This is a genomic window from Paenibacillus sp. FSL R5-0701 (assembly GCF_037973995.1).
GTDB lineage: Bacteria > Bacillota > Bacilli > Paenibacillales > Paenibacillaceae > Paenibacillus.
Map to the genome: position 1 here is coordinate 5,580,002 of NZ_CP150230.1, position 14,681 is coordinate 5,594,682.

Consider the following 14,681-nt stretch of genomic DNA (forward strand, 5'->3'; position numbering starts at 1 on the left):
AATGATCGTGAAGAAAGAACATGGTAATAAACAGGTCTATTTTGTAGGCGGCGGCATTGCATCTTTGGCGGGTGCAGCTTATCTGGTCAGAGATTGTGGCTTTCCTGGAGAACACATTCACATTATCGAAGAAATGCCGATTCTCGGCGGCAGCAATGACGGAGCTGGTAATCCCGATCAAGGATATATCATCCGCGGCGGGCGGATGCTCAATGACGAGGCCTATGAGAATCTCTGGGAGTTGCTGGCTTCCATTCCTTCCATCGACCGTCCGGGCATATCTGTCCGACAGGAAATTACCGAATTTGACGAAACCAATCCCACACATTCCAATGCGCGGCTCGTCAACCGTGACGGCAAGGTCGAAGATGTGCTCTCCATGGGTTTTGATATGGCGGACAGGTTGGCGATGGGCAAACTGATTATTACTCCTGAAGACACGCTGGGGAAATTGCGAATCAACGACTGGTTTGGCCATCATTTTTTCAAAACGAACTTCTGGTATATGTGGGCGACCACCTTCGCCTTCCAACCTTGGCATAGCGCCGTGGAATTCAAAAGATACATGCTTCGCTTTTTTCACGAATTCCCGAGAATCCAAACGCTGGAAGGTGTTACCCGAACGCCTTTCAACCAATATGACTCAATCATCCTTCCATTGCATAACTACCTGGAACCGTTTGGCGTAGATTTCACGCTGAAATGTACCGTCACAGATCTGGATTTCAAAGACGGCGACGGCATTACGGTAATTCGGATGCATGTAAGACGCGACGGTACCGAGGAGATCATCGACATTCATGAAGGCGATCTGGTCATTGTCACGAACGGTTCGATGACCGAAGGTGCCGACATCGGCTCCATGACTTCCGCCCCAAAACTGAATGGCAAGGGCAGCTCATGGAAGCTGTGGGAGAACATTGCCGCCAAGAAACCGTTGCTAGGCAACCCTTCTTCTTTTAATGATCATGTGGATGAGTCCAAATGGGAATCGTTTACGGTCACCTTCCAGGATTCGGTTTTCTTTGATCTGATGGAGAAATTCACACGTAACCGGGCAGGTACCGGCGCTCTGGTTACTTTCAAGGATTCCAGCTGGTTCATGTCTGTCGTTCTGGCCTTCCAACCGCATTTCCGTGGTCAGCCTGAGCATGTCAACGTATTCTGGGGATACGGATTATACCCGGATAACGTGGGCGACTACGTGAAAAAAAGAATGTGCGATTGTACCGGGGAAGAGATTATGCAGGAGTTAATCGGCCATCTTCATTTCCAGGAACATCAAGAGGCCATCATGGCTACCGCCAACTGTATTCCATGCATGATGCCTTACATTACAGCGCAATTCATGCCAAGACTGAACAGCGATCGACCAAAGGTTGTGCCTGATGGCTCCACTAACCTGGCCTTCATTAGCCAATTCTGCGAAATTCCCGATGACGTGGTATTCACCGAAGAATATTCAGTCCGGGCAGCACGGATCGCCGTCTACACTCTTCTCGGAGAGAACCGGCCGATTGAGCCGATCAACAAGTATCAGTATGATGTTCGGACGCTGTTCAGCAGTTTTGTAACTTCGTTTAGATAACTGCTTTTAATGACGATTCAGACATAAGATGAATGAAGGAATGTTGGATGGATCTGTGGATGCGGATAGATCTTTGGAGATATATGTAGGATTCGGTGAGTAACTTTGTGATCTTTTAGGAAGCTTTGTTATCATAATTCTATTGATTGTGCCAAGTTAGTAAGATATGAGTTACTACATGAGTTAGCTTCAGAAGCTTGCATCCCCGTTGAACGAGTCCATGAGTGAATATGGTTGTTGCTGAACTGAAGAGTCGTTGTATAAAGAAAATAAAGAGAGTTCCGTCAGCGATGACAGGACTCTCTCTTTCGTTTACTGTTTACTATCTAGGACTGACACATAACACACATAACCTTAATCGAGAATGCACAACAGTCGTCTAAAAAACCTCACAAGCCTTATTACTTGAAATTTCGCAGGTTTGAAAATCTAACGAATCATAGACATCTTATTTACGCTGTAGACATGTTTAAGTACCGAAATATCGCTAAATTGCATTAAATAGCGTGTCTGAAATTCGTTACATTTTGTATGACAGCAAAATCATTGGAATAAGGCTTCAGAGATTCGTTAGCGCTACTCGCGCCACTTATGTGCGGAATGTTGTGAACTTCAGCATGTGCACAAGCTTGGATAAATGTGCGATCTCCTGCTGGACTCCAGAGGTGTCCGTACCTGCCATGGCCTGGTTCGCTCGCAGCGTCCTACGTGTGTTCAGCATACCTTCGATCAGTTTCATGACCGTGTTGCGTCCACGATGATCGACAATCATATACTTTTTGCGTGCATCCAGCTCTACCCATACGATGTTGCTGAATGATGTGAACAGATGCCTGCGGTACAGCTCCATATCGGTCTCGTTGTAATGCTCGCCATAAAAGGCATAATATCCGTGTATGTGCAACTTCTCCGCCAACACTGTGATGAACGGATCATGTTCGAGCATAGCGTTACGTTCCATGTTTCACGCCTCCGTTATGCGTGATCCGCAGATCCCGTCTTTTTGAGATCTATTTTAACATATTGTGCAAGGTGTTGCCTCTACACAGATAAAAGCCAAGTTTTAACTCCGAAGACCGATGCATCACATAATGAGAGTTATTAGCACGATACTAATTTACTAAATCTAATATGACTCACCGATCCGTCTGCCCTTGACCCACACACCCTCAATATCCAGCTCCGCGTTCAGCAAAACGATATCTGCCTGTTTTCCTTGAGCCAGGGAACCTGTCCGGTGATCAATACCCAGCAGGCGTGCCGGGGTCAGACTTGCTGCACGTGATGCAGCGTTCAGACTCAAGCCCACTTCCTGTATCAGGTAACGGAAACCGCGAATCATCGTCAGTGTGCTTCCCGCCAGTGCGCCGCCGTCCTTCAGTCTGGCCTCGCCATGCTTCACATTTACGGGCAGGTCGCCGATTTTGTACTCCCCATCATCCAATCCCGCAGCAGACATGGCATCCGTGATCAACACGAGTTGATCATCATGTTGCTTCAGCTGAGCGAGGATCGAGATCGCCGCAGGGTGTACGTGAATACCATCGGCAATCACCTCGGCGCTGATGCGTGGATCACTCAGCACGGCTCCCGCAGCCCCGGGTAGCCGGTGATGCAGCGGTGTCATGGCATTGAACGTATGTACTGCATGATGTAGTCCTGCCTCAACTGCCCGCTCCACCTCTTCATAGGTCGCATCCGTGTGACCAAGTGCCGCTGTAATCCGTTGTTCTCGCAGCCATGAAATGACTTCCAACGCGCCTTCACGTTCCGGTGCCAGTGTAACTTGACGGATCAGGCCAGGATATTGTTTCTCCCATGCTTCGAGCCAAGATACATCAGGCAGAATGATATGTTCCGGATTTTGTGCACCAGGCCATTTCGGACTGAAAAACGGACCTTCCAAGTGCACACCCTCAAGCTGTGCATATGGCATTTCACTCGAACGGTAGCGGTCCACTTCAGCAAGTACGTTATCCAGCCGCTCTTTCGGAGCCGTCATGGAAGTCGCAAGCATCGCTGTTGTTCCCTGCGTACTATGAAAAGAAGTGATCTTGTCCAACACCTCCGGGCTTGCATCCATAAAGTCTTCACCGTTCCCACCATGCACATGGATATCAATGAATCCAGGCACAATGAGGCCGCGTTCCGGTACAGGTACAGGCAAGGCCTCTTTCCTAATCTGTTCAGACAGACCTTCCGCTATCCCAGCATAGAGGATTTTCCCATCCCTCCAGGCTAATACACCGTCTTCCAATATCTCATTTGAAAGGAGCAGCTTGCCCCGAAGAAGAGAAATATTTTCATCATGCTGGCTCCCAGGTTCACGGCTATTCACCTCGGTCATCTCACCAGCCTCCCTGCGGCACGATCCAGCAATACCACCACATTTGGATGACATTGCAGAAGCGATGCAGGACAGGCCGTTGTGATTGGGCCCATGAACGCTTCGCGGATAATCTCGGCTTTTTCCTCGCCACGGGCAATGAGCAGAATCTGTTTGGCTTTCAAAATGGTACCGACACCCATCGTAATCGCCTGAGCCGGAACTTCATCGATGCTGTCAAAGAAGCGCGCGTTTGCCTTTCTTGTCTCATCTTTCAAATCCACGACATGCGTTCGTCCTGTAAGTTCAGTTCCCGGTTCATTGAAGCCAATATGACCATTATGTCCAATGCCTAACAGTTGCAGATCTACAGGTCCACGATCGTCCAGCCGTTGTTCATAGGAATTACATTCCTGTTCCAGATCGGCAGCCTGACCGTCAGGCACTTGCGTTCTAGCAATATCTATATCGATATGATTGAATAATTGTTCATTCATAAAACTGCGGTAACTTTCGCGATGTTCTGTTGGAAGCCCAACATACTCATCGAGATTAAAGGAAGAAGCCTGTGAGAAGCTGACAAGTCCCTTCTGATATAACGTGATAAGCTGTTTATATATGCCTACAGGGGAACTTCCTGTCGCAAGCCCCAATACAGCCCGTGGTTTGGTTTGCAACAAGCTGGCAATGAGGCCAGCACCTGTGGCGTTCAAATCTTCTTCATTTTCAAAAATGCGTATATTCATCTTCATCTGTCAGGCACCTCCGTTGTGTTGGACTCGATAAGATTGCACATTATGATAGGATTGTTCCAGTCTAGGGATAAAACGGTCAAAGTCGGCACTTACCATACCTGTGAACAAAATATCGATCACATGCAGCAGCGCAATACGTGAAGCCATATCTCCACGCCTCATGCCTTCTTCCAGAGAGGACGTAAACAGTGGAATGTCTGATACCGTTGCGAGTGTGTTACTTCCGTAGGAAGTCAGTGAAATCGTAGAAGCTCCAGCTTGTTTGGCACAATGCAGGGCATCGATGGTCTCTGGTGTTTCGCCTGAATAGGATACGGCCATCGCCACATCTCCCTCAGCGAGCGAAGATGCGGATGTAATCTGCATGTGTGAGTCGGAGAAAGCCGTACAGCTTTTGCCGATCCGCACCAGTTTCTGATAGAAATCCTGTGTAACAATCGAAGAGGTAGCCACACCGTACAGGTCGATGCGGCGAGCCTGGCACAATAATTGAACAGCTTGCTCCAATCTGCCCAAATCCAGCAAACGGGTGGTATCTGAAATAGACGCAAGGTGGTTGGCTTCGATAGCTTCAACAATTTTGGATAGTGAATTGCCCGCTACAATATCTTGATACGCCGTTTCATCAGATGCGTGGGATAATTCTGCGGCGAGTTTCATTTTGAAATCGGGAAAACCTTTGAAATGAAACGACTTGCAAAAGCGGGTCACCGTCGCCGCACTTGTGCCACTCTGCTCTGCCAGATGACTAATCGTCCAGCCTGGAATGTCCGATGGAGATTGCATAATGACTTCGGCAATACGTCGCTCCTGAGACGGAAGGTTATTCAGTTCTTGTTGCAACGCACGTAATATGGCTGCCATGAGGACCTCGCTTTATGAAAATTATTTTTATTTATTTTTAATAAATTAAGAAAATCATTTTTATAACTTCATTCTAATCAAGACGATCCTGCAAATCAAGAGGAATTTAACATGACTTTTGCAATAACAAAAGAAGGAGCAATTCAATGAATCGAAGACAACGGAGAAAGTTCATTCCTTCCACCTGGATTATTGCTACCAAACAAACAGAAGCACATGCCTATTATGCCCTCTATGCTATTGACTGGAAACGCGGCGGTCGGCTGAGTTGGGAAGGCTGGAATCAGCTCGAAGACCTGCTACAATTTCATATTCCGATCAAACGAAAAGCCGGAGGCCGAAAATCTTCTTCCCAGCCTGCTGCCAAAATTGCGAAAAGAGCACTCCATCTTCATCTGAATGAAACACAGTTCGAGGAAATGGAGCAGCTCTTTTATCAGCCATTTTCGAAGAAAAGATGGAGGACGTTCCTTCAAATGAATAGGAATCTATAAGTGATAAACTATTATGGATTCGGTTGTTTCATTTTTTCACGCTAAAACAAAAAAAGCCTCTTCCCTTCTTTGGATTAAAGAATAGGAAAGACTTTCGCGGTACAACGATTCAATTCTTTTGATTCAATTTAACTCAAGTTAACTCGTTCTAGTTGATGCCATCATATCGTTTTAAGAACTTGCTGGCTAAGCTGGGGACAGTCATCTGATGAACCGATTGATTTTCAATCTCCTCTGCCAGATCGTCATCTGTTAGAGAAACAAAGAACGTAATGTCTGCTTTGGCTTGTCCATACCGGGCGAAAACGTCATCTGCTGTCTCATTCACAACTTTGGCAATGATTCGAATGATCTCATCCTTATACTTCTGGATATCTTCTGTTGCATACAACAATCGGCTGATATGATTGAAGTGCGTATCCTCGCCATATTGATATTCGGAGCAGCCCCATCTGTAATAGATCTCGTCCTGCTCGCTGTCGCACAACCCCTGTTCCTTCATATTGGTAATATGTTTGCTTAATGAATCCTCTGTATTTACCGCCAAAAACAGGGTAACCCAATCACTGTTTGTTCCAAATGCACAAGCATATACTTTCTCACGCTGCACCTTAGCCAGCGTTTGTTCCAGATCGGATAGAAAACCCGCTCGAAATTGGTCTTCAAATTCATTTACTAAACCGTCCATTTAGCTCATCCTTTCATTATTAATGTAGATTAAGATTCAATTGGTTCATAATATATAGGTCTCTCAATAACTACAAGGTACCACATAATCGAAATTAACGCGCTTACTTCCTACACCCTTAAACTACTATGCTATAATAAAAATACGACTATCCAAGCGAGGTGACGCCGATGAAATGGGGAGAGATTACTGAATTACACCCAGATCGTTTTGTGCTTGTGGAAGCAATCAAGGCAAGCTCCAGCAACCGTGTCCGTCAACTAGAGGATATAGCTGTTATTCAAAACTATGATACTCCTCAAGAAGCCTGGAGCGGTTATAAAGAACTGCACAAGCTCCATCCGACACGCGAGTTATATGTATTTCATACGAGCAGAAGCGATGTTGAGGTAGTAGAGGAATTTTTCTCAGGAGCCTCATGCAAAATTGACTTTGAATTAATGAATGTTCAATTTTCAACATAAGCCATGTAATGATAACCTTTGAATGGTTGTCGTTGCGTGGCTTATTTTTGTACACCCTAGTTGTGTGACTCAATCCCGTAACAGCGGATCATCTGATGTAATAAACTATAAATCAGCAGCAAAAAAGCCTTGCCCCATTCTTCATAACAAAGAATAGAGAAAGGCTTTCATGCTGCTACTTAATCCTAACTGTAATTCGCAACTAAATCTTCAGTTCTCCAAGCTTAATCAGCTCGACAACTGCCTGCGAACGACCCTTAACATTGAGTTTCTGCATCACATTCGAAATATGGTTACGCACCGTTTTCTCGCTGATGAATAACTGCCCTGCGATGTCACGCGTTGTTTTGTCTTGAACCAGTAATTCGAATACTTCGCGTTCACGGTGGGTCAACAAAAATTTGCTTTTATGATCGATACCCTTCAATGTTCACCCCTCCTTGCTCGGGTTGTGTTGGTGTAACAAGGTTAAGGGGATACAGTCAACTCATCTTATGTCAGGTCAAGGGCGTTGGTTCAGTTTTATAAGAAAAATGGGCAGTAAACATGTGATTCATTGTCCAAAGATAACGTATGCAATTGGATATGTATTGGATCATGTAAAACAAACATGCCCCTGCAGCGGATGTTCCCATCTGCGCAAAGGCACACTTGTTCATCTGTCTTCAGAACTACCGATTCATTCGGTTCATCATGCCATCGTTATTATTACGGTTCATCAGGCCATCGTCAAGGATGCCATCACGGTTATTCGTATCTGTTCCGTTCGTTGGGAAGATGCGCTCCACCATCGATTGGAATGTATCGATCATGCCACTAACCGGCTTACCATTTCGAATATCTGTGGCATAGTTCTCCACATGCTCCACAAACTCCGGATTGGCTGATACATATACATTCTCGATGTTTGGTGCAAACTGCTTTATTTTGGCTGAAATCTTACCCTTTATCTCAGCTGATGTGTTATCGTCCGTGCTATCTACACGTTGTCCTTCACTTTTCATACCATAATGCCCATCATCCGTCCCACGTGCTTTGCCGCTATTTGTCAGACCACGCATCATGCCAATTGTGCCTGTGCCCATGGTTCCATAGATGCTCCGGTCATTCCCCATATGGCTGCGATCCGTTGCTGAATTTGTGTTCAGTCCTGGAGCAATTCCGCTTGTGCTGTACGGAGACATTGTGCCCGTACCGCCATTCACACGCATACCACCCATATCGTGATTCATGTTGCCCCCACGCATGGTATCACTGGCATGATTACGCATCGTTCCATTCAGCATGCTCGTACGACCATTGGACTTGCTTTCCAACTTACCTGCATGACCATCTGCCAAACGAACCGCCACATAAGCATTACGATCCGTTAACATGACACGGGCGGATTTAACTTCCTTCATCTCCGTGATGCGTTTTGCCAGCTCTTCACTGGATTTCAGGTCAGTCACATTGTGCATGCGATAACTTTTCGCACGGATGCCATCCAAGCCATTTGTTTCCACACCATAACGGTTAATCCCGTTGGCTTGCTGACGAACACTTTGCGTATGCATATTGTTGGTATCCCGATTCGTGCCACAACCTGTCAAACCGGCCATTACAAAGATTGCAGTAGATAATGATAACGTAATAGCTGTTGCCTTTTTGACTGCTGGCATGTATTCATCCTCCAATGTTTGTTGGTTTTGGTCACAAAGATAGGATGCGCTTCTGTACGTACCGATATGCTGAAAGGATATGGTACCTTACCCTGTAAATTTGGGTTTTCTTGTTTTGTTCTTGGGCTTGCTTATTGATCTTTGGTTTTGATCAGTGGACCGAGTTTCTTCGCTATTTAAAATAAAAAAAAACAGTGCTGCTTGTTCACAGCACTGCCTCGAAATAATATTTGCATCTCAACACAATAATATCACTTATCTTGCGCCCCGCTCATTTCCCGTCTGTTGATGAGGTTGTCGTTGCGTCATTTGCAGAACTCGATGACTCTTCCGAAGAAGTTGTGGATGCTTTAATTGTATCCGGCAATTTCTCTGTTTCCGTTAAACTGGTTGCATCCATGCTATATGCCCATTGACCATCCGGGGTAATGACCCAGATCTGATCCGGTTCGGATGGCACCGTAATTCCTCGATACACATCTCGAACTTGTTGCCCATTGACCGTCTGTTCAACAGACAGGGTGAATCGGGGAACGGAATTCTTCAGCTCGGACGCTTTACGAACATCATCTGCTGTCGACAGGTTTTTGATTTTGCCGATAAGAGATATGGCATCTGTGGCTTCAATCGTTTTTCCATTCAATGTCCAAGTCTGCTCTGCCGCATCGTTCTTCGATGTCGATGTTAACATCCAGGTAGCTGCTTCACCTTCCCACTCCAGAGACCCAACATTTGTCTCATCCATGTTAAAAGGTGTAGTGTCCAACAAATCACGACGAGACAAAGCTATGCTGGTAATCGCCTCTGTTTGCACAGCAACCACAGGACCCGAATCCACACGCACATAACGTGCATCATCTGCTGGAAGCTGGCCGCCAATAGCCAGTTTGATCTCCCGATTATCTTTGAGTTTGATATCCATACGTGTAGCATCTGTTCCCAATCCGTACTTATCCAGATCCGTCGGCGCTTCTTCCACTACCAGTTCCTGATTCGCACCACTCAGAGCATCCAGCCAACTGCTAACACTGTAACCGTTCAGGGGATAGGCTTTTGGCTCAACCATCTGCCATACACCATTTTCAAGCGTCAGGGTTGAAGATGCTGCTGTACCGGATGTCTCCTCCGTTGTGTCATGAATTGTAATAGATTGGATATCCCCGGATTGAATACCGAGCAATTTGGCTTGCACCGCTTCTTCTTCTCGAAAATAATTTTGACTGGCTGCGTACACCCAGCCCACAATCAGTACGATGACCACCAGAATCGTTGGGACCCATTTTCTCATACGCGTCTGCGCCTCCACCATAAGAGTACACCAATGATAACAAAGAGAAGTGGGAATGCTACTATAGCCACGAAGAAAATCGTTCTGGCCTGTTCGCCATTCAGGTATGCCATCTCATACCCGGCTTGTTCCCGTGGGCGAATCGTCAATCCATTTTCTTTCTCACTCAGATAGTTTACCGTATTCAAAATAAAGTCCCGATTGCCGCCATTCGCAATTTCCGAATCCTGCATGAAAATGGACGAGCCCAGAATAACCGCCTTCGGTTTGCCATCCTTCGTATCGGCTGCATACCCTAGTTCCACTGGACCCTGAATGTCCTCTTCGACATCATTGGTTGTTTCATTCTGCAGTAAACCGCCGATGTTCGTCTCCCCATAACTGTCATTTGAAGAATGCATTAAAGGTGAAAGGGTATATTTATCCTGTTCTTTGCTGGTCAACGCAATCGACAACGACAACATCGGATACAATTGGCTTGTATCAAGTTTGTCCGTAATTGCATGTGTACCATACTCCGGCACCACCCAGAGTGGCCCCATCGTACTGGCTTGCTGATTATCCACCATGACTGCATGCTCATCAACGACGCCATAATCAGCCATCAGAGCATCGATGTTTTTCCAACTGGATTTCATATCTTCTACAAATCCGAGGGATAATAACAGCTTGCCTCCATTACTCAGATATGTGCGAATGGCTTTTATTTCCGTATCACTGAGATCACGTTGCGGACCAATAATGGCGAGCACATCTGCATCTTCTGGAACCTTACCAGCTTGATTCAGTTGCAACTCTTCCGTCTGCACATTATTTTGTTCCAAGGAGGATTGCAACGTAGTCATCTGAGCGAGACTCAGCTCTTCATGCCCAGTCAAAAAGACCATTTTGTGCATCTCCGTGGATGACATATTCATGAGCGCCTGCGTAAGTTTTTCCTCACCTGTGAACTGATATGATCCGTCACTTCCGTCCCCTGTCGCGGTGAACAGACTGGCGATATCAATCACTTTGTGTTGATCTCCCTGCTCCAGCACAATGGAGCTGCCTGTTATGCCGTATTTGGATGCAAGCGCAGGTTCCTGCGTCAGATTATACTGTTTTATTTTCAACTTGCTATTGCGTTTCGTATATTCCTCGACCATATCCGTGACCTCACGGTTCAGGACGGTGTTGTTGGCATTTTCGACGGTTAACACCAGAATGTTGACGTCATCCTTCACATTTTTGATCGCAGTAAGAGACTGGTCAGATAACGTGTATTGTTTGTTCGAGGTCAGATCCAGCTGGAAGCCGCCAAGTGAATTCAGGAACAGTGTTAGCAAAATAAAGATGCCAATCACCGCTACGGACAGCACGGTACTGTTGGTATGACTTAACCATTTTTTCATCTTCTCACCTCCACCGCTTCCGTTCCACAATTTGAATGCTTAACAGCAGAAACACACCCGAAAGGGTGACATAATACAAGATATCCGGCCCACTAAGCACACCTTTCATGAAGCTGTCGAACCGGTTGGTCAGGGCAAACGGATCCAACCACTGTTGCAAAGCAGATCCTGTATTGCCTGCGAATGAATCAAGCATCCACAAAACGAGCAAAATAATAAAACCCGCCACCGCAGACACCATCTGATGCTGGGATAATGTAGAAGCGAACAGTCCAATCGCCATCATGCTTCCGCCCAGGAAAAATAACCCCAGCGCAGACATCCATACCGTCGTCATATCCAGTGTCCCATAGAACGACATGATGAGTGGATACACCAGACTACACAGGATGAGCACAACCAGAATGGCCAGAGAAGCAAGATATTTGCCAAAAATAATTTCTGTTACTCGTGCCGGAGAAGTCAGCAACAATTCATCCGTTCCTTGTCTGAATTCCTCTGCAACCAGTCGCATCGTTAACAATGGCACAACAAACAGCAGCATGGACAACGTATCGCCCAACACGAGACGATAATCGACAATACTCGGCTGGTAATACACAAAGCTTGAATAGAACAGCAAACTGGTCATCAGTACATATACGGCAAAAGCAAAATAGGACGTTGGTGACAGAAAATAAGCTTGCAGCTCTTTATTGCATACCGCCATCATTCGTCTCATTTGGAGTCCTCCCCTTTGTGAGCTTGGGGCGAATTATCAGCCGCTGTACTAACTGATGTTCCCGATATACTCGAAGAGTCGATGTCCGAATTTGCATCATCTGTGTCTGTTGCCTCGGTTGTGGTCAGCTTCAGGAAGATTTGCTCCAGACTCAGGTTCTCCTTCTTCATCTCCAGTATCGGTAATCCTGCACCTGACAAAAGGTAGAACAGCTCCTCCCGGAAATCTTCCGAGTTTTCTCCAGTAAGCAATATTTTAACCGTATTCGCTGCGTCTGAATTAAGTGAAGTATCTTTGGCGGTATTCGCATCCGATGCTTGAATGACTTCACTCCGCACCTTCTCCCATGGTGTCAGCACATTATGTAATTGCTCCGCAGTGGCCTTCACTTCAATCGACACCTTGAACTGATCCCCCATTGCTGATCCGAAATGCTGAGGTGAACCATCCAGCACGAGCTGTCCCTGATTGATGATCAACATTCGATTACAGAGTGTGCTCACTTCAGGCAAAATATGCGTACTGAGCAGCACCGTATGGTTCTCCCCAAGTTCCCGAATCAGATCCCTGATCTCAATAATCTGATTTGGATCAAGGCCCGATGTTGGCTCATCCAAGACCAGCAGATCCGGCTTGTGTATAATGGCTCCTGCCAGCCCAAGGCGTTGCTTATACCCTTTGGATAATCCACGTACCATTTGCCTTTCCCGACCCTGAAGTCCCAGTCTGCTAACCATCTCACTGACCCGCAGTTTAACCTCACGTGCCGGGACATCTCGCAAATTGGCTACGAATTTAAGATAGGACTGCACCGTCATATCGGGATACAGTGGCGGCGTTTCAGGCAGATATCCAATCTTGGAACGAACACGCTGACCCTGCTCATGCACCGATACCCCATCCACCATAATGGAACCTGCGGTTGGATGCACATAACCCGTAATCATACGCATCGTTGTTGTTTTTCCGGCACCATTGGGTCCGAGAAAGCCAACAATCTCACCACGTTCCATGGTGAAATCCAGTTGATGTACGCCGCGTTGCCCTTCGTAAACTTTGCTGACCTGTTTCACTTCGAGCACATCTTTCATCCTTTCCCGTTAAAATACCCGTGCACCATCGTTTAGGATAGATGATAGACACGGGAAGTTCCTTGTATATTACGGGAGCTATCCTAGCCTCAGCTTAATGACACTTAAAAGGCAGCTTAAAAATATTTGTCCAAAATGTGAACATTCTGACCAACACCCACACCCTGCGCTTAAAGCCAACGTAACATAGAGTACAGGAGAATGTGCTCCTGACCAAAAGTCAGAGGGTGAATCGTGTGAAAGTATTATTCACGTTTTATGTTCCGAGCGGTGGCGTGGATACGTTAAATCGACTGCGCACCGCTGTTCTGAAACGCCATGGCATTGAAGCGCACCTATTGTATCTCAACACAGGCTCGGGATTGCAGAACAACAGTGATACGCCCATTTTCACCGCGTCCAGTGACGAGGATATCCATCATATCATCCATACTCATCATTATGATGCCATCATTGCCACTTCAGACATCGCTATGCCCGGCCGCTTGAGAGGACTTGGTTATACCGGGCGAATTATTTTTGAAGCGCAGGGACTCGGAACACGCGATCAAGCTCTGGAAACGATACAGATGGGTGTCCCTTACCTTCAGGCCCATTGCGATGCTGCTGTTATACCTCCCACAGACCACCTGCTGGATATGTTCATTCATATCTGTCCTTGGCTTCATCGGTTTGTTATTCCCAATATGCTGGATACGGACACCTTCGCACCACTCTTAGTGGATACCCCACCCTATCCGGTGCTGGCTTGGGTAGGACGACTTGAACACAACAAAAACTGGCGTGAATATTTAATCATATCGAGTGAAATCGTCAAAAAAAATCCAAAAGCCAGACTATGGTTGTTCCACGATCCAACTTTGGCTAATCCAGAAGATGAAGTCATGTTCCGGCACATGCTGGCAGAATACGGGCTTGAGGATCGGATTGGCATCTTTATCAATGTTCCTCATTCAATGATGCCTGCATACTATTCCATGATCGCTGCTTCAGGAGGTATCATGTTGTCCACTTCCCTGCTTGAAGGATTCGGTTATGCCGTCGCTGAAGCCATCAGTTGTGGCTGCCCTGTACTCAGTACGGATTCGGATGGTGTGCGTTCATTTATCACACATAATAAGACTGGTAAGTTTTATCCAATTGGAAATGTAGAGGCCGCTGTAGCCGAAGCAAGGGACCTCATGAAAAACAAGAAACTGCGTGAGTATATTCGCATTCAGGGCAGACAGCATATGAGCTTGTCTTTTTCACCAGATCGATATGCCATTTCTTTCCGAGAAATGATGACAGCACTGCGAATTTTCCATTGAGCATAGCAAAAAAGGCAGTTCAGAAAAATTTCTCTGAACT

General features: G+C 46.3%; 15 protein-coding genes. 4 read left to right on the forward strand and 11 right to left on the reverse strand.

Going from position 1 to position 14,681, the window contains the following annotated elements:
* Window position 1 precedes the first annotated feature (1 nt).
* Complete coding sequence (locus MKZ13_RS24640) at window positions 2-1,588, forward strand: oleate hydratase (protein ID WP_339178957.1); 1,587 nt, start codon at window positions 2-4, stop codon at window positions 1,586-1,588.
* Window positions 1,589-2,177: 589 nt separating this feature from the next.
* Here the strand turns inward: MKZ13_RS24640 and MKZ13_RS24645 are convergent.
* The 4 genes from MKZ13_RS24645 to MKZ13_RS24660 all read right to left on the reverse strand — a co-directional run bounded on the left by MKZ13_RS24645 (window position 2,178) and on the right by MKZ13_RS24660 (window position 5,533).
* Window positions 2,178-2,549 carry a hypothetical protein gene (locus MKZ13_RS24645; RefSeq protein ID WP_074096289.1) on the reverse strand — a complete coding sequence of 124 codons (372 nt, stop codon included), beginning with the start codon at window positions 2,547-2,549 and terminating at the stop codon, window positions 2,178-2,180.
* Window positions 2,550-2,714: 165 nt separating this feature from the next.
* Window positions 2,715-3,935: an N-acetylglucosamine-6-phosphate deacetylase gene (gene nagA, locus MKZ13_RS24650; RefSeq protein WP_339178961.1), complete on the reverse strand. Its 1,221-nt coding sequence runs from the start codon at window positions 3,933-3,935 to the stop codon at window positions 2,715-2,717.
* A complete protein-coding gene (nagB, locus tag MKZ13_RS24655; protein WP_210109933.1) occupies window positions 3,932-4,660 on the reverse strand; it encodes a glucosamine-6-phosphate deaminase in 729 nt (242 codons plus the stop codon). Before nagB ends, nagA begins: the two co-directional genes overlap by 4 nt.
* 9 nt (window positions 4,661-4,669) lie before the next feature.
* Complete coding sequence (locus MKZ13_RS24660; protein ID WP_339178963.1) at window positions 4,670-5,533, reverse strand: MurR/RpiR family transcriptional regulator; 864 nt, start codon at window positions 5,531-5,533, stop codon at window positions 4,670-4,672.
* Window positions 5,534-5,679: 146 nt separating this feature from the next.
* Between MKZ13_RS24660 and MKZ13_RS24665 the strand changes: the two genes are divergently transcribed.
* Window positions 5,680-6,027 carry a hypothetical protein gene (locus tag MKZ13_RS24665; protein WP_339178966.1) on the forward strand — a complete coding sequence of 116 codons (348 nt, stop codon included), beginning with the start codon at window positions 5,680-5,682 and terminating at the stop codon, window positions 6,025-6,027.
* A 148-nt stretch (window positions 6,028-6,175) separates the two neighbouring features.
* Here the strand turns inward: MKZ13_RS24665 and MKZ13_RS24670 are convergent, their stop codons facing one another.
* Complete coding sequence (locus MKZ13_RS24670; protein ID WP_339178968.1) at window positions 6,176-6,715, reverse strand: DUF4303 domain-containing protein; 540 nt, start codon at window positions 6,713-6,715, stop codon at window positions 6,176-6,178.
* A 170-nt stretch (window positions 6,716-6,885) separates the two neighbouring features.
* Between MKZ13_RS24670 and MKZ13_RS24675 the strand changes: the two genes are divergently transcribed.
* Window positions 6,886-7,179 (forward strand): hypothetical protein, encoded by a 294-nt coding sequence (locus MKZ13_RS24675; RefSeq protein WP_339178970.1) that lies wholly within the window; start codon window positions 6,886-6,888, stop codon window positions 7,177-7,179.
* 202 nt (window positions 7,180-7,381) lie between these two features.
* Here the strand turns inward: MKZ13_RS24675 and MKZ13_RS24680 are convergent, their stop codons facing one another.
* The 6 genes from MKZ13_RS24680 to MKZ13_RS24705 all read right to left on the reverse strand — a co-directional run bounded on the left by MKZ13_RS24680 (window position 7,382) and on the right by MKZ13_RS24705 (window position 13,322).
* Complete coding sequence (locus MKZ13_RS24680) at window positions 7,382-7,606, reverse strand: helix-turn-helix transcriptional regulator (protein WP_017692532.1); 225 nt, start codon at window positions 7,604-7,606, stop codon at window positions 7,382-7,384.
* 244 nt (window positions 7,607-7,850) lie between these two features.
* Window positions 7,851-8,840 carry a YhcN/YlaJ family sporulation lipoprotein gene (locus tag MKZ13_RS24685; RefSeq protein WP_339178972.1) on the reverse strand — a complete coding sequence of 330 codons (990 nt, stop codon included), beginning with the start codon at window positions 8,838-8,840 and terminating at the stop codon, window positions 7,851-7,853.
* 271 nt (window positions 8,841-9,111) lie between these two features.
* Window positions 9,112-10,128: a DUF4340 domain-containing protein gene (locus tag MKZ13_RS24690; RefSeq protein ID WP_221820918.1), complete on the reverse strand. Its 1,017-nt coding sequence runs from the start codon at window positions 10,126-10,128 to the stop codon at window positions 9,112-9,114.
* On the reverse strand, window positions 10,125-11,519 hold the full coding sequence (locus tag MKZ13_RS24695; protein ID WP_339178974.1) for a GldG family protein: 1,395 nt from the start codon (window positions 11,517-11,519) through the stop codon (window positions 10,125-10,127). Before MKZ13_RS24695 ends, MKZ13_RS24690 begins: the two co-directional genes overlap by 4 nt.
* A gap of 4 nt (window positions 11,520-11,523) precedes the next feature.
* The gene (locus MKZ13_RS24700) at window positions 11,524-12,240 is read right to left on the reverse strand and encodes an ABC transporter permease subunit (RefSeq protein ID WP_339178977.1); all 717 of its coding nucleotides are present in this window, start codon (window positions 12,238-12,240) and stop codon (window positions 11,524-11,526) included.
* Window positions 12,237-13,322 (reverse strand): ATP-binding cassette domain-containing protein, encoded by a 1,086-nt coding sequence (locus MKZ13_RS24705; protein WP_339185448.1) that lies wholly within the window; start codon window positions 13,320-13,322, stop codon window positions 12,237-12,239. The genes MKZ13_RS24700 and MKZ13_RS24705 overlap by 4 nt, the downstream gene beginning before the upstream one ends.
* Before the next feature lie 236 nt (window positions 13,323-13,558).
* Here MKZ13_RS24705 and MKZ13_RS24710 point away from each other — a divergent pair, with 236 nt between their 5' ends.
* The gene (locus MKZ13_RS24710) at window positions 13,559-14,641 is read left to right on the forward strand and encodes a glycosyltransferase family 4 protein (RefSeq protein WP_313771445.1); all 1,083 of its coding nucleotides are present in this window, start codon (window positions 13,559-13,561) and stop codon (window positions 14,639-14,641) included.
* Window positions 14,642-14,681: the final 40 nt, after the last annotated feature.